Origin of the sequence: Haladaptatus salinisoli, assembly GCF_020614375.1 — an archaeon.
Lineage (GTDB): Archaea > Halobacteriota > Halobacteria > Halobacteriales > Haladaptataceae > Haladaptatus > Haladaptatus salinisoli.
Window position 1 is genome coordinate 221022 of the sequence record NZ_CP085330.1, and the last position, 16054, is coordinate 237075.

Below are 16054 nucleotides of genomic sequence, written 5' to 3' on the forward strand. Positions count from 1 at the left end.
ACGGTTCATCGCCTCGGAGGTCACCCATGCCTGAGATTCAAACTGGCTACATTCCCGGCGCACTCGGTCGTATCATCGAACTCCACGAAACCTACTACAGCGAGTACTGGGATCTCGATTACGAGTTTTCACGTGAAGTCGCCGTAGAACTCGCGGAGTTTCTCGGGCGCTATGATGATGCAGACAACCGACTCTGGTTGGTGATGAGTAACCCCGACACTGACGACGAACGGGAGGTCATGGGATCGCTCGTCATAGACGGTGGTCACAACGATGACGAAGAGGGCGCACGTCTCCGCTGGGTTGTCCTCGCACCAGAACTCCACGGGCAGGGCCTCGGCCGTGAATTGATGAATCGAGCAATAGCGTTCTGCGAAGAGGTTGGCTTCGAGCGGGTATATCTGTGGACGTATGAAGGTCTCGAAGCGGCGCGTCATCTATACGAGGAGCGCGGATTCACGCTCGTCGAAGAGGAGACTCGACAAGATTGGGGACCGGAAATCACCCACCAGAAATTCGAGATCTTCCTCTAAACGGTTCACTGTTTGATGGCCGAACGCAATCACCAAGGGAAACGATACAACCCCGCAAATACGTCATCACGGGTGCGAGAAACTGTACGCACCTGCCCCTTGGTTGGGAGTACCTTGGACAGTTTGGCCCGAATGTGATGTTCGAAGGTACGGGGTGTGGCGGTGTCGTGATCGTCGCTCTGCCTCGTCAGCGGGATGACTCGACCACCCCCGAGAACAGCGGTGTTCCCTTCTGGAACCAAAATAAGTAAGGGTCATTTGAGTGGAGTTGCGGGACGAACTTTCATCTTCAGCGGACCTATGATGCGTGGTTTCGGCCGAGTCAGTGAGGGAAGACTTTCTCAGATCGGCCCTCAATTCCCCCGTCTTGTCGAACGAACAATAGTAACGAGGGACTTCTGAGATCGCCGACAGCGAAACTCTCAAACATCGGCTCTCTCCCGGACTGAGTAATCTCGGTCAGTAACTGTCGTACACCGTTTTCTCTATCGTGTAGAAGTCCAGTCCCGCGTCGCCCTGTTCGCGCCACGTCTCGCTGGAGGACCGCTTGAAGCCGCCGAAGGGGACGTGGAGTTCGAGGCCTGTCGTTTTCTCGTTTACCTTCACCACGCCGGCTTCCGCCTCGTCGACGAACCGGTTCGCTTCTGCGTGGTCGTCGGTGACGATGCTCGCCGAGAGGCCGTAGGAAACGTCGTTCGCCACCGCCAGGCCCCCGTCAAAGTCGCTCACCTCGATGACGGCGACGACCGGTCCAAAGACCTCCTCTTGGGCGATGCGCATGTCCGGGGACACGTCGACGAACACGGTCGGTTCGACGAAGTAGCCCGACTCGACCTTCGCTCCCGCGGGGACGCCGCCGCCGGCGACCAGCGTCGCACCCTCGCCCTCGGCGATTTCAATGTACTTGAGTGTCGAGTCGCGTTCGCCTTGGCTTACCTGCGGCCCCATCTCGTGCTCCGCGCCGGGACCGATATCGACCGACTTCGCACGGTCGACGAGTTCGTCGACGAACTCGTCGTAGACGCTCTCGTGGACGATGGCGCGGGAACACGCGGTACACGACTGACCGGTCGTCCCGAACCCCCCGTTGGCGACGATTGTCGCCGCCTCTGCCGGGTCGGCAGAGGACGCGACGACGGTCGGGTTCTTGCCGCCGAGTTCCGTCTGAACGCGCTTGCCCCCCTTGGTCGCTCGCTCGTAGACTATCTCTCCCACCTCGCTACTGCCGGTGAACGACACCGCGTCCACCGCATCGTGTTCGATGAACTCGCTACCGATAGTGCTCCCCGATCCCGTGACGACGTTCAGCACGCCGTCGGGGAGACCCGCCTCCTCCAGCGCCCGCGCGAGTTCGAGGGCGACGCCGGGGGCTAACGACGCCGGTTTGAGAACGACCGTGTTCCCCGTTGCGAGCGCCGGCGCGAGCTTCCACGCGGGGATGGCGATGGGGTAGTTCCATGGTGTGATAAGGGCGGCGACACCGACCGGTTCCTTGACCGTGTAGAGATTCTGATTCAGAGTGCTAGAGCATTTTATCGTTCCGCCGAGGTCGGCCGCCTTCCCGGCGAAGTAGTGGAAGATGTCGATAGCGCGTTGAACCTCCCCGCTGGCTTCTGCGTAGGCCTTGCCCTCCTCCGCGACGAGCAGATCCGTTAGTTCGTCCTTGCGGTCATCGAGCAGAACTCCAGCCGAGCGGAGAATTCTGCCGCGCTCCGGCCCGGGCGTCGCCGCCCACTCCGCCGCTACGGCAGCGGCGGATTCGACTGCCTCGGTTGCGTCGTCTTCGGTGGAGGATTGATAGCGCGCGACGACCTCGCTCGGATTCGCAGGGTTCTCGACGTCGAAGGTTTCGCCAGATTTCGATTCGACCCACTCTCCGTTAACGTAATTCCGCTTGTACTCTGACATCATACGCCGATTCTTGTCGACCCTATACGATTCTTTCGGTACGAGGAGGTTTGACGCCGACAAACCGCGATGCCGGAAGTCCACTGCACCTTCGCCGGTCACCTCGAATTTAAAGTCATGGCAGTTAATGACTACCTGTGCCGCGTCAGACAGCGGACTGAGTGGTGTGGGAGTCGGGAACCCTTCAGATTGTGAGGGTGGGACTCGGCTGGAGGACGTGCGAGCAGACCATCCCGGCGGTCAAACAGCCGAAGTTTTGTGAGACGACCGCCGCCAGTGGAAGCCGCGAAAGGGCCAAAGACGTCGCCGACGAAACCTCGACCGTCACCGTAGCCATCACCTACGAGGAGTTCGTCGACGACGAGGCGATAGGGGTGTGCGATGTGGTGTACGTCTGTACGCCGGACGTGTATCACCTCCTCTACGTGGCAGTTGCGTCCGAACACAGGAAGGCAATTCTCCGCGAGAAGTCGGTAGAGGCGACGCTGGACCGAGCCGAAAAACTCGTCGCGGCCACCGAGAACGTACCGCTGATGATCCCCTATCGAATGTAGACTGACCCCTAAGTTCGTCGAATGCGCAAACTCGTCCGCGACGGAGCGATCGGCGACCGGGTCGCCGTCCGTGGTCACATGGGGCAGCGGATGCTCGACGTGGTTTCGACCGACCTCGACCAGTGGCGACTCGACTCGGAACTGGCCGGCTCCTCCTAATTTTATATTTCCCCGATGTGACGTGAGCGTATGGCCCAAATTGTCATCACCGGTGCGGCAGGAAGCGTCGGTTCAGTTGCTCGCAGTGGACTACAAGATCACGATGTGACCCCCGTCACCCATCGCGAGCACGACAATCTCGATAGTATCGTGCTTGATGTGGAAGATCGAGTGGCCCTCATGACAGCTTTCGAGGATCAGGATATAGTTGTCCACCTCGCCGGGAACCCCTCGCCGGAGGCCGAGTGGGAGAGCGTGTTGTCCACGAACATCGGCGGGACGTACAATATATACGAGGCGGCGCTAGCCAACGATGTCGACCGAGTCGTGTTCGCAAGCACGAACCATATTCATCAGATGTACAACATCGATCAGCGTAGCCGACCGGAGACGGTCCGCGAGAACGCGACCGCCGTCAGACCCGACGCGCCACACCGCCCGGATTCGTACTACGCCGTCAGCAAGGTCGCTGGTGAGGCGCTGGGGAACTACTACGCGATGCGACATGGACTTGAGGTCGTCAACCTCCGGATTGGGTGGCTCCTGACGGAGGAAGAATTACTTGAGCGCCAAGCTGACGATTCAGCAATTGCACGCTACGCTCGCGCAATGTGGTTGAGTCCAGACGACTGCAGGGACGGTATACGAAAGGCGGTCGAGACGCCGCTAGATCGGAACCCCGTCTCGGTGAACCTGGTGTCTGCCAACCAGGAGCGATACCTCTCGATAACCGAAACGCAGCGCCAACTGGGGTACGCCCCGGTCGACAACTCAGCCACTGTTGTGGAGTAATAACTCCATACTACTCCCGATCGTGGGACGGTCAGTCGCGACTCAAATATTCAAGGACGGAAGCAACATAACGGTGATACGGCTGTTTACTCAAACAGCGAACGCTTTTCGATACACTTCCGGCATCACCGGAACGATTATATGGATAAATTTCATCTGTTGTAGCGCATGCCAACGCAAGACACACCAGTCCAGGCGACTCAAACCACGATTCGCATCATCGAGGCATTACGTGAACTCGAAACCGCTGGCATCTCCGATATTGCCGACTACCTCTCCGTGCCAACGAGCACGGCTTTCGATCACCTGCGGACGCTCGAACGGAACGAGTTCGTCCGCAAGGAGGGCAACAAATACATTCTCGGAACCCGATTCTTGGAGATCGGCGGGTACTGCCGAAACAACGATCACCTCTACCAAATCGCCGAACCAGAAATACAGAAGATGGCCCACAAGACGGGCGAACACGCGAATCTCATGATAGAGGAATTCGGTCGGGGAATCTTCTACGCAAAGGCCGAAGGAGAAGATGCGTTCCAACTCGATACACACATCGGCAAACAAGTTCATCTTCAGACCACCGGTGCGGGGAAGGCTATTCTCGCCGAACTTCCCAAAGAGCGGGTGGAAGAAATCATCGACATTCACGGCCTCCCAGCGATTACCGAAAATACCATTACCGATAGAGACGTCCTTTTTGAGGAACTTGACACGGTTCGGGAGCAAGGGTTTGCGACGGATACCGAAGAACGGATTCAGGGTGTTCGATGCGTGGGTGCGGCGCTCACCGAAAGCAGTGGCGAGGTGATTGGCGCGGTGAGCGTCTCTGGTCCGAAGAGTGGAATGAAGGACAAGGATTTCTTCGAGAACATTCCGGAGTTGGTTTTGCGAACTGCAAACGTCATTGAGGTGAATATGAAATATCGATAATGTGACCGCATATGATCGTCTTCCGATAAAATTGAACGATCCGTTAATTCAGTTGGCGTGTCTCCCAGTCCTTTTCGAAGAGGTTGATGGTGTGTACGTGATCCTCGCTGTACTTGTGTTCCTCGACCATGTCCATGTCGAGTTCAATACCGTAGCCTGAGCCGTCTGGGATGTGGACGTGGCCGTCCTGTACGGATACTGGTTCTTGTAAGAGGTCATCGACCCATTCGACGTCGTACGTTTGGAACACTTCTTGGATCATGAAGTTCGGGACGGTCGCACACAGATGCGCGTAGATTGCCGTCGCGACCGGCCCCTGCGGGTTATGCGGTGCGAAGCTGACGTGATCTGCCTCGGCGATGCCTGCAATTTTCTTTCCTTCGGTTACACCACCAGTGTTCATCAGATCTGGCTGAACGATATCAACGTCAGTTCGGGTGACCAACTCGAAGAAGTCGTGTTTTGTCATATGGCGTTCGCCCGTTGCGATGGGGATCGGCGATTTGTCAGCTACTTCCCCGAGACTGTTGATAGAGTCCGGTGGACAAGGCTCTTCGAACCACGTCGGTTCGAACTCGTCGAGTTTGCGTGCAACGTCGACGGCTTGACCGGCGGTGAAGCGGCCATGGCCCTCAATGAGCAAGTCGACGTCCGGCCCAACAGCTTCTCTAACAGCCCGGACGATGTCGACTGAGTGGTTAAGTTCCTTTTTACTCATTCGCTGCCAGGCGGTACTGAAGGGATCGAACTTCATCGCGTCGTACCCGTCGTCGACGACACGTTTTGCTGCTCGGGCGAACCCTTCCGGTTGCCCGTCAGCATCGGTGTACCAACCGTTTGCGTACGCGCGCAGCCGGTCACCGTGAACCTTCCCACCGAGGAGTTCATAAACGGGCTTATCGAGCAGCTTTCCCTTGATGTCCCAGCAGGCCATGTCCACTGCCGAACAGACCGTCGTGTTAATGACGTTCTTCGAGAACCACTCATCGCGGTACATCTCCAGCCAAATTTGCTCAGTGTCGAATGGATCCTTCCCGATAAAGTAGCTCGACATCTCCTCGATTGCTGCTGCGACCGTCCGCGGTTTATCGTGTGTTGTGGCCTCTGCGAGTCCGGTGACACCCGCATCGGTTTCGAGCTGGACGAATACCCATGGTTTCCATGGATTCGCGACGATATACGTTTCTACGTCTGTGATACTCGTCTGCGACATACATGAATGGGGGATAAGCGACGTATTAAATCCACCGACTCCTCTCAAGTTAGGGAGTTATCTTGATCACCGGTACTATAGCCGTTCCCACTCAGATTGTAGCGCTGTTTCCGTTATTACCGGAAACGAAGTACGCAGCTGAATCACACTAAAACGGAGTGTTTCACGTCCGAACTCCTACCCATTACAGAAATAGAATTGTAACGCCAAGGCGCTTGTGTTTTCCGCTCATACCGGAAGCATAGCTTTAATTCAACTCATCTCCGGAAGAGAAAGGTATTTGTGAACAGCTCTCCGTGGAAGGAGTATGCGATATTATCGCATCGAACGAGAAGACTCCGTCTCACTCATCGCACGTGAGGATTCGACAGCATACGATCTTACAGCGACCGACCAAAGTCCCACCTCTTTCATCGAGTTGGCTTCTGCAGCGTCGCTGACCGACAGACGTATCGATGAAGTTGCCACCGACTTGGCGGAAGATGCTCCGATCGTAGACATCGAGACCGTCCGAACGCACCTTGTCCGTCCTATTGACCCCGACGAAGTGTGGGGAGCTGGGGTAACGTATGCCATCAGCCAAGAGGCGCGACAGGACAAAGGCGGACTCGCCGAGTCATACGTAAACGCTTACGAGGCTGACCGCCCCGAAGTATATCTCAAGGGAACCCCGAGTCGGACAGTTGGACCGAACGACGCAATTGGTATTCGGGGTGACTCCAATTGGGATGTCCCGGAACCGGAACTCACCTTGATACTCTATAAGGGGGACATCGTCGGCTACACCGTCGGAAACGACGTCTGTAGTCGAGATATCGAACAAGAGAATCTGCTCTATCTCCCACAGAGCAAGATCTACTCGAAGAGCTGTGCAATCGGTCCCTGTATTGCAACCGAGGAGACCGTTGGGGATCCGCTTGACGTGAAGATGGAACTGACCATTACACGCGACGGTGGAACCGTCTTCCGAGACTCTACTTCAACGAGCGAAATGGTTCGAACCTGTGAGGAACTGGCCTCGTATTTCAGCCGTTACAACAAAGTCCCGGAACTGACGGCACTGCTGACGGGAACCTCGATCATCCCCCCTGACAACGTAACGCTTGAAGAAGGTGACCAAGTCGCTATCGAAATCGAGAATATCGGAACCCTCGAAAACACCGTCGAGACTCTCGAAATTTCCTAAGAATCAAAGTCGCCATTAATAGTCCACGCCCGACGCCACTATAAGATTGACACCACTTTGGCATCCAAGCCGGCGATGAAGCTCGGTATCCCATTTTAGTTGGGATACCGCCAACATCACCTGTCAACCGTCTTCTCGACGGTCTGGGTGCGTAGTGATGTCGTGCCGCTAGTCCCACTTTGATATCACCAAAATGTTTATTACTATTAATACCAATTGTACTGAATACAGTAACGGTGATACACATGACATTACGTGATGAGAAGCAACACCAGACGGTAGACAGGCGAAGCTTCCTGTCGAAATCAACCGGTATCGTGGGCGGAGTGACCGTGATCGCAGGCGGTAAAGGTCACGCTGCCGCCGAATCCATGGGTCGCTCGTCGAGATCAAACAGCGAACGGGCGCATCGTGGTGATGCCCTGTTCAGGCCAGCAGAGTGGGCCAAACCGTACGGGACAATGTATCCTCGTGCGACGCGGTTGAATCACGATGACTCAGGACGTGACACGTTGCTGGCGACATTCGAACACTATGAGAGTTGGGGACGGCCGCCAGAGTACGACGATAAGCCGTATTTCCCGATCTACCGTAGCGTGAACGGTGGTCAGACGTGGTCAAAGTTCTCGGAGCTCCGCGATACGCAGAGTGAGTGGGGGCTCCGATACCAGCCTAACCTCTTCGAACTACCGACCGACGTCGGTCCTTGGGACGCCGGAACGGTACTCGCAGGTGTGAATTCGATCCCGAACGATCTATCTGAAACGTCGCTCGAACTCTACGCGAGCGAAGACCACGGGAAGACGTGGGAATACGTAAGTACGATCGTGACCGGCGGTGAAGCTAGGCCCGCAGAGGACGATCCGGTCTGGGAACCGGAATTCGCTATCTCTACAGACGGGGACCTTGTGTGTTACTACTCGGTCGAACGAGACGGATACTGGACACAGCGCCTCGCACACAAGGCGTCGTCTAACGGCGGTCTAACGTGGGAGTCTGAGACCATCGACGTAGCCCTCGAAGACAGACGGCCTGGAATGCCTGTCGTCCAGAAGCTCCCGAACGGGAGCTACATGATGGCCTGCGAGATTGTCGTCCCTGGTGGGGAGGTCCACGTCCGCACGTCGCCGGATGGCCTCGACTGGGGCGATCCGTCGGATCCCGGTACCCTCGTCGAGACGAACGATGGCCGGCAGCTCTGGAACGGACCCAGCATCACGTGGACGCCCCGGGGAGGTCCCGACGGAACGGTCCTCGTAGCGGCGAAGACGCTCCGCTATGGCGACGGAAGTCAGGCACCTGGAAGCGGCCGGACACTCCTCACTACGACCGACCTTTCCGGGAAAGGGGAGTGGACCCCGGTTTCAGGACCATTGTGGTACGACGACGAGATCGACGTCGAAGAGCAGTACCCCGACGCGGAATCGGCCGCAGGCGTCGGTTGGACGACCGACTTAGTCGTCTCGGAGAACGGGAAACAACTGCTCTCAATAACGTCGACGTACGCCAGCGAGGTCGATCTCTGTGAGATCAGATACGCGAAGCGGCCGCTACCGCTAAAAGACGTGTAGCGATCGCAGCAGGCCCTCTCTCTGACTTTCTCCACACGGACATTCGCGCTTCGTGTTTGTGCTCTCTGTGTTGGGACAAAGCCGGTGAACTCCCGTTCTGGCCACATCGCTCCGACCGCACCGTTCACCGTCCGTAACCGTCGACCAAACGAATCAGAGAACCGCGATCGGAACCGTCGCTTCGTCCGGGCGGCCGTCTGATACGCCCGGTACCAACGGGGCGGACTTCGCCGACGGCAGCAAGTGATCCGGTTCATCGACCGGTAGAATACCCTGATGGGTGGGTTATCCACCAACTGTTATGTGCATCGCCCCTGATCCACAGGTATGGAAACGCGTCCACTGGGCGAGATTGAGCATGACAGCACCGTGATGACGTTCGGCGCGATCGCGCTGAACTGGCTCGAACAGGAAGGGGCCGACCAGATGGTGGAACTCGTCCTGGATCACGGAGTCAATCACTTCGACGTGGCCCCGACTTACGGCGACGCTGAACTGAAGCTGGGACCGAAGCTCCGCCAACACCGCGAGGATATCTTTCTCGGGTGTAAGACTCAGGAACGGGGCTACGAGGGTGCGAAGCAGAAGCTCGAACAATCGCTCGACCGCCTCGGCGTGGACACCATCGACTTGTATCAGGTCCACGGCCTAGAGTACGAGGACGAACTCGATAGGATCTCCGACGACGAAGGTGCCCTCGAAGCGATGCGGGAGGCTAAGGCCGACGGCGTCATCGATCACATCGGGCTGACCAGCCACGGGAAACCCCAGCTCATCCTCGAGGCAATCGACCGCATCGACGATCTCGAGACGGTGATGTTCCCGCTAAACCCGGTCGTCGTCGGGAAAGACGACGAGGACCACGACTACCAGGCGGTGCTCGAGCGGGCAAACGAAGAGAACATCGGCACGCTCAGCATAAAGGCCTTCGCGAAGGGGTCCTGGCCGCCGACCGAGGAACTCCCTAAGCGGGACCGCCCGTACGCGAATTGGTACCAGCCCGTCGACACGCCCGAGGAGATCCGCAACCGATTCGACTTCGCCGCCTCGCAGGGCCTGACCAGCGTCGTCAGTCCCGGCGACCCGAAGCTCGTCGCGATGGTGCTCGACGCCGCGAGCCGGTATGACGGTATGGACGAGGCGGCCCAGCGATCACTCGTCGAGGAGGCTCGCCACGACGAGAGCCCCGTCCCAGAACAGCTCCACCATTGAACCCGGAGTTCCCGATGGACGTTCCCCAGACGGTGACGGTAGCGCTCGAAGACCGCCCCGTCGACGGGGCGACCTGCCTTGAGGCAGGTGCCGGCGTCGGGAACGCGACCGCCGGGCTGCTCGCGAATGGCGCCCGCCGAGTCTATGCTATCACTAACGACGGCGACCATGCGACGATGGTCCGCGAACGAATCGGGCGTGCGGAGGCCGACCGCACTGCTGTGATCGAAGCGGACCTCACGAACACCCCGCTCGCAGCCGACTCCGTCGACCTCATCACCGCCCACGCGCTGTTCAACGTGCTTCCGCCCTCGGCGCTTTCCGCAGTCGTCGAGGAACTAACTCGTGTCGCGGCTCCGGGCTGTCACCTCGTCATCGACGATTACGAACCGCTCCCCGAGGACGCTGCGGTGAGCGACCTGTTCGCCGTCCAGAACGCGGCCGCCGAGATCGCGGCCGGTCGTCCGGCAATGACCTTCTACCCGTCAGCAGTCCTCCGACGCCTCTTCGCCGGGTACGGCTGGGCGTTCGAGCGGGAACGGACGCTTCTCGATCCCGTCCCCTGGACCGCCAGCCACGTCGAGGCCCACGCGAACGCGGCCCGATCTAGAGCCACGGAGTTGACGGTAGAACTGGGCGATCCACTGATTGCCGAGGTCGATCGCCTCGTCGATGCGATCGGTTCAGAGTCCGCGGGAACGATGTACAGCGTCGTCATGCGGCGCCTGGACTGACCGGTTGAGGACTCAGACCGGGCGACGATCCCATCGGACTTTATGGGGAGCGCGGACTTTGATCCACCAACGTCGACCCATGACCGAACAAACTAAGCTCGATCGGTTAGACGAGTATCTCGCGACGAACGAACTCGAGTCGGTGTGGTTCGCGACGCCGCCCATGTTCGCCTGGCTCACCGGCGGCAGCAACCTAATCGCCCGCGAAGGGGCAGCAGGCGTCGCCGCCGCCGGCTACGACGGCGGGGAGATCACCGTCGTCACTGCGAACATCGAGGGCCAGCGGCTCCTCGACGAAGAGATCGACGCCGACATCCGCCTCCTGGAGTACCCGTGGCACGAGAGCGGCGTCGAGGAAGCTGTCACGGAGGTCGCGTCGAAGCCCGCGGCTGCGGACTTTGCGTGTAGTGACTTTGACCGGATCGAACAATTAGAATTGACGCAGCCGCTGACCGAGGCCGAAGTCGAGCGCTATCGGGCGCTGGGCCGCGAGACAGCCGCAGCTGTCGAAGCGGTCGCGAAAGACGCGGCGCCGTCCAACACCGAGCGCGAACTGGCCGCACAGCTCCACCAGGCGCTCCAGCGACGCAGCATCGAGTCCCCGTGGTCCTCGTCGGCGGCGAGGACCGCGTCCAGCGCTACCGGCACTTCACCCCGACTGACACGGACGTGGGCGGCTACGCGATCCTGACCGTCGTCGGTGCCCGCCGCGGTCTCAACGCCGCCGTCACGCGAACGGTCGCGTTCGACGCCCCGGACTGGCTTGAGGAGCGCTACGAGGACGTCGCCAGAGTCGCGGCGACCGCCGCTGCTGCGACGCAACGTACGGGCGCCGACGACCGCACTGCCGGCGACGTGTTCGAGGTGATCCAATCGGCGTACGAGGAACTGGGCTACGGGGCCGAGTGGGAGAACCACCACCAGGGCGGCGCACTCGGCTACACTTCGCGGGAGTGGATCGCGACGCCAGACCTCGACGCGCCCGTCGAACTGCCGATGGCCTACGCTTGGAATCCGACCGTCGAGGGCGCCAAGTCCGAGGACACGGTCCTCGCGACCGCTGACGGCGTCGAGGTACTCTCAACGACTGGCGAGTTCCCGACGCTGACGGCAAACACCGTCGGCGTCAACGGCGAGATGGTGCTCCCTGATATCCTCTGGAAGTAGTGTCGGTGACTGACAGATTGCGCTTCCCTGGCGGCTAGGCAATGGCGCGCGGGATTACGAACACGTCGGTGAGAGGCGAGTTATTCGAAGCAGAGTCGAGAATGGGGGGTCCGTCTACTGAACGGAGATGCCGGCTACCGTAGAGGGTTCCAGTTCCACGGTCAGGGTATCGCTCTCTACCGTGACGTTGAGGTCCTCCGCAGCGAACGCGTCGGCGTTGCTCGCGTCGATTTCAAGGTCGGGCTCCTGTCCCTCGAACAGGACCTCGGCGTCGACGTCCGCGGCCGTCAATGCCGCTCCCTCGATGTCGATTTCGACGGTGTGGGCCCCACGGCAGTCCAAGTTGGTCACTGTGACGTAGGTGTCGCCTTTATCATCGACGGAGGCAGAGGCGCGAACTAACGGCAGTTCGTCGTCGTCGACGTCGCGCGTGGGTGTGTCAATTGATGTTTGAACTGCCTCGTTGCCCTTGTGCGGCGCATACAGATCGAAGACGTGGTAGGTCGGTCGCGCCCATGCCTCATCGCCCTCCGTCTCAACCAGACACTGGAGTACGTTAACAGTCTGAGCGATGTTAGCCATCGTCATCACGTCGCTGTGGTGGTTGAAGATATCGAGGACGGCTGCGGCAGAGAGCGCGTCGATGACGGTGCCGGGCTGTTCGAGACCACTCTCGGCGACGGCCTCGGTGTGCCAGGCACCCCACTCGTCGATGATGACGCCGATGTCGCGGGTGGTCGCCACGGCGTCAATCGCCGCAGCGATGCGCTCGACGTGTTCGTCCATTTCCAGGGCCTCGACGAGGAACTTGTCGTACTTCTCCTCGTCAGCCTCTGCGACGGACATCGTGCGTCCGTAATAGTGGTGGAGCGTGAGGTGATCAAGAGGGAACTCGACGCCCCAGTTCGTGTTCCCGATTTCCTCCATGAAGCGCCGGTTCCAAGTGTGATTCTCGAAGCCACAGGCGATCAGCTCGAGGTCGTGATCAAGCATTAGATTGTCCATCGACCCGACGTAGGTCGCGAACCGGCGGTACTCCCGGGCGTACTGTTCGGGCGTCATCTGGCCGCCACAGCCCCAATTCTCGTTGCCCAGTCCCCAGTACCGGACCTCGTATGGCTCCTCGCGACCGTTCTCGCGACGACGGTCGGCGAGTTTAGTGTCGCCGTCGTAGCAGGTGTACTCGACCCAGTTGGCCGCTTCCTGCGGGTCCCCGGAGCCGACGTTGGTGGCCAGGTAGGGTTCCGTACCGATACGTTCGCACAGGTCCAGGAACTCGTGAGTGCCGAAGGTGTTCGGTTCCTCGGGGGCCTTCGAGCGATCCTGTGACCAGAAGAGGTTCCGCCGACGGGGGCGCTCGTCACGCGGACCGACGCCGTCCTCCCAGTGATAGTCGTCGGCGAAACAGCCGCCGGGCCAGCGCAGGACGGGCATATTGAGGTTGTCGAGCAGCGAGACGACGTCCTCACGGAATCCCCCGCCGTCGCTCTCCTGGCTGTGCCAGATGCCGTCGTAGATACATCGCCCGAGGTGCTCCGAGAAGTGACCGTGTAGCTCGGGTTCGATACGGTCGATACCCGCCTCTGTGTGGACGGTTATGCGAGCGTTTGTCATGCAAGTAGTCGATATTTCGTCCCTAGGATATAAAACAACTGGTTTGCCTGAATCACATAAGCGCTGCGCCGACGTCGTCGGGCCGCTACGTAACGCGAATCCACACCTGCATCTCGCCGGGTTCCCGGCTGTCCCATGCGTAGTAGGGCACCATCGAGAGCTGTATGGACTCGATGTCCGTCTCCTCGTCCGGGCGGTATAGCGACCCGTCCCATCCGTCGAGCGACGGCACCTCGGCGTCCGCCTGGAGGACGGTCACTCCATCGAGCAGTTCGTCGCGGTGCTCTTCGTCGATTGCGGCTTCCGAAGAGAGTGCATACTGGTGTATCGGTCGGTCGTTGTCGACCGCCTCAGCACAGTAGACGAGTGGACCCCGTTTGACGGCGACGCGGCCCGCATCACTCTTGACCTCGGGGTGGGCGCGGACCAATTCCGCGTCCTGATTAAAGTGGACGTCGATCGTTTCGCCGCTCCACTCGCCGTCGAGTTCGACGTAGTCGTCGTTCTGGTTGACATTTCCCCCGTCAACTGAGATGGAGACGTCGGCCGCCCACTCGGGGATCCGAAGGCGGATCGGGACTGGTCCGTCGGTGTCGACAGTGAGCGTGACCTCTCCAGACCAGGGCAGAGAATTCGACTGGGTGAGCTCGACGTCAGTCCCATCGACCGTGGTTGTCACGGTACTGCCGACGTACTGGTTGACGGTGAGCACCCCGTCGATGTTCGAGTATATGTACTGCCCAAGCGACGCGAACATGCGCGCCGCGTTTGGCGGACAGCAAGCGCACGTGAACCACCCTTTCCGATGGTGATCACCGGAGCTCTCCAGCGGGTTTTCGTAGAAGAACCGTGTACCGTCGAGCGAGATTCCAGCAAGAAATCCGTTGTACATCGTTCGCTCGATCAGATCCGCGTACTTCGCCTCGCTCGTGAGTTCGAGCAATCGCTGATTCCAAAAGATACTCCCGATGGCAGCACACGTCTCGGCGTAAGCATCCTCATTTCGGAGGTCGTAGTCCTCCGTGAAACCCTCGTGTTCGCGCTCAGGGCCGATGCCTCCTGTCACGTACATTCGCTTCGTGGTCATGTTCTCCCAGAGACGCTCCACTGCGTCGAACAGCTCCTCGTCGCCGGTCTCTGCGACGAGGTCGGTAACCCCCGCGAAGAGGTACACCGCTCGCACCGAGTGGCCCTCAACTTTCTCCTGCTCTCGGGCGGAAGTGTGGGCCTGCGCGTATGTGCCGACGTACTCACCATCTTCGTCGAGGAGGGGGCTACCTCCACCTTCGGCAGGGATGAGCGCGCCGTCGTTCCACGAGCGACCGCCGATCTCGCTGGGGTGTTCGAGTTCCCACTTGAGTCGGTCATCGTGGCCTCGGAGGTCGACGAAGTACTGCGCGAGGTCGAGATAACGTTTCTCGCCCGTGGTCCGGTACAGTCTGACGAGCGCGAGCTCGATCTCCTCGTGTCCCGGAACGCCGTCTATCTGGTCGCCGAAGATGTCGTCCACGTGGTCGGCGAAGTCAACGGCCACGTCGAGCAGTGACTCCTCACTGGTGGCCTCGTAGTGAGCGACTGCCGCCTCAATCAGGTGGCCGCCGCAGTACAGCTCATGCATGATGTTAAGATTCGTCCACTTCATCTCCGGCTCGACGAGTTGGAAATACGTGTTGAGGTAGCCGGGGTCCTCCTGTGCAGCGGCGACGAGGTCGATCACTTCGTCGACCCGCTCTCGGAGGTTGGTGTCATCGGCCTTCGCGAGTTCGTAGCTTGCCGCTTCGAGCCACTTGTATGCGTCGCTGTCTTGGAACCACATCCCTTGGAAGCCGCCGTCCTTCCCGTCGCGGGCCCGCCGGAAGTTCTCCAGCGTTCCGGACTCCTCGAGCTGTTCGTACTGGTACTCAATAGTCACCTCCCGGTTCCGGGTTATCCGGGGTGACCAGAACTGGTCGTCAATTTCGACGTCTGAAAGTGCTATCTCGTCTATCAGTTGGCTTGTATTCGCTCATTGTATCTCGTTGACGGGTTATCGTCGGTCTGGTCGACTGTCCCGTTCCTGCGGTCCGCTAAGTATGATTTTCGTCCAGTGCAAATTGTACTCTTGGTCACTTCCCTATTAACGGTACAGGGAACTATCTGATCAGTAACTTGTTGCTTGGATAGGGGCAGTGGGTTGTACACCGCGTCTCCGGTTTCGTCGAACAGATGGATTCTATCCGGGTCAATAGAGATGCCGGTCGTCCGGCCGGGGTCGAAGTGTTGCGACCCGGTACCCGTGCGAGTAATCCGCCCTCGCCCTCGCCGATATCGAGATGGGCGATAGTGTACGAGCCCATCTGCTCGAAGACGGTGACTTCGGCCGTGCAGTCGCCCTCCTGTGGCGATACGACCGGTCTTGAAAACTTCTTTGTCTTAGAGCCTTGTTGCATCGTATCCCGTCTTTACCGTTAATATTCAGACAGATATCGTGGTATAGATATT

At 59.3% G+C, this 16054-nt stretch carries 13 protein-coding genes and 1 pseudogene; 10 read left to right on the top strand and 4 right to left on the bottom strand.

The features are described 5' to 3' along the window. Window positions 1–26 precede the first annotated feature (26 nt). Window positions 27–533: a GNAT family N-acetyltransferase gene (locus LIX00_RS21650; RefSeq protein ID WP_227357114.1), complete on the top strand. Its 507-nt coding sequence runs from the start codon at window positions 27–29 to the stop codon at window positions 531–533. Between the two features lie 459 nt (window positions 534–992). Here the strand turns inward: LIX00_RS21650 and xacF are convergent, their stop codons facing one another. Then, a complete protein-coding gene (gene xacF, locus LIX00_RS21655) occupies window positions 993–2441 on the bottom strand; it encodes a 2,5-dioxovalerate dehydrogenase (protein WP_227357115.1) in 1449 nt (482 codons plus the stop codon). Window positions 2442–2602: 161 nt separating this feature from the next. Here xacF and LIX00_RS21660 point away from each other — a divergent pair, with 161 nt between their 5' ends. From LIX00_RS21660 to LIX00_RS21675, 4 genes are all read left to right on the top strand, one after another. Then, window positions 2603–2995 (top strand): Gfo/Idh/MocA family oxidoreductase, encoded by a 393-nt coding sequence (locus tag LIX00_RS21660; RefSeq protein WP_227357116.1) that lies wholly within the window; start codon window positions 2603–2605, stop codon window positions 2993–2995. Between the two features lie 21 nt (window positions 2996–3016). Further along, window positions 3017–3154, top strand: a complete 138-nt coding sequence (locus LIX00_RS21665; protein WP_227357117.1) for a hypothetical protein — start codon at window positions 3017–3019, stop codon at window positions 3152–3154. Window positions 3155–3184: 30 nt separating this feature from the next. Beyond that, window positions 3185–3946: an NAD-dependent epimerase/dehydratase family protein gene (locus tag LIX00_RS21670; protein WP_227357118.1), complete on the top strand. Its 762-nt coding sequence runs from the start codon at window positions 3185–3187 to the stop codon at window positions 3944–3946. Window positions 3947–4114: 168 nt separating this feature from the next. Continuing rightward, window positions 4115–4876, top strand: a complete 762-nt coding sequence (locus LIX00_RS21675) for an IclR family transcriptional regulator (RefSeq protein WP_227357119.1) — start codon at window positions 4115–4117, stop codon at window positions 4874–4876. A gap of 43 nt (window positions 4877–4919) precedes the next feature. Here LIX00_RS21675 and LIX00_RS21680 read toward each other — a convergent pair whose 3' ends face one another. Beyond that, window positions 4920–6089: a mandelate racemase/muconate lactonizing enzyme family protein gene (locus tag LIX00_RS21680; RefSeq protein ID WP_227357120.1), complete on the bottom strand. Its 1170-nt coding sequence runs from the start codon at window positions 6087–6089 to the stop codon at window positions 4920–4922. A 307-nt stretch (window positions 6090–6396) separates the two neighbouring features. Between LIX00_RS21680 and LIX00_RS21685 the strand changes: the two genes are divergently transcribed. From LIX00_RS21685 to LIX00_RS21705, 5 genes and pseudogenes are all read left to right on the top strand, one after another. Beyond that, window positions 6397–7275 carry a fumarylacetoacetate hydrolase family protein gene (locus LIX00_RS21685; protein WP_227357121.1) on the top strand — a complete coding sequence of 293 codons (879 nt, stop codon included), beginning with the start codon at window positions 6397–6399 and terminating at the stop codon, window positions 7273–7275. A 512-nt stretch (window positions 7276–7787) separates the two neighbouring features. Next, window positions 7788–8846: a sialidase family protein gene (locus LIX00_RS21690; protein ID WP_227357122.1), complete on the top strand. Its 1059-nt coding sequence runs from the start codon at window positions 7788–7790 to the stop codon at window positions 8844–8846. Window positions 8847–9173: 327 nt separating this feature from the next. Beyond that, window positions 9174–10058 carry an aldo/keto reductase gene (locus tag LIX00_RS21695; RefSeq protein WP_227357123.1) on the top strand — a complete coding sequence of 295 codons (885 nt, stop codon included), beginning with the start codon at window positions 9174–9176 and terminating at the stop codon, window positions 10056–10058. A 14-nt stretch (window positions 10059–10072) separates the two neighbouring features. Then, on the top strand, window positions 10073–10792 hold the full coding sequence (locus LIX00_RS21700) for a class I SAM-dependent methyltransferase (protein ID WP_227357124.1): 720 nt from the start codon (window positions 10073–10075) through the stop codon (window positions 10790–10792). A 79-nt stretch (window positions 10793–10871) separates the two neighbouring features. Beyond that, window positions 10872–11959 (top strand): annotated as a pseudogene (locus tag LIX00_RS21705) (M24 family metallopeptidase). A gap of 114 nt (window positions 11960–12073) precedes the next feature. Here LIX00_RS21705 and LIX00_RS21710 read toward each other — a convergent pair. Next, window positions 12074–13573 carry an alpha-N-arabinofuranosidase gene (locus LIX00_RS21710; RefSeq protein WP_227357125.1) on the bottom strand — a complete coding sequence of 500 codons (1500 nt, stop codon included), beginning with the start codon at window positions 13571–13573 and terminating at the stop codon, window positions 12074–12076. An 85-nt stretch (window positions 13574–13658) separates the two neighbouring features. Then, on the bottom strand, window positions 13659–15563 hold the full coding sequence (locus LIX00_RS21715; RefSeq protein ID WP_227357168.1) for a glycoside hydrolase family 127 protein: 1905 nt from the start codon (window positions 15561–15563) through the stop codon (window positions 13659–13661). Between the last annotated feature and the right edge of the window lie 491 nt (window positions 15564–16054).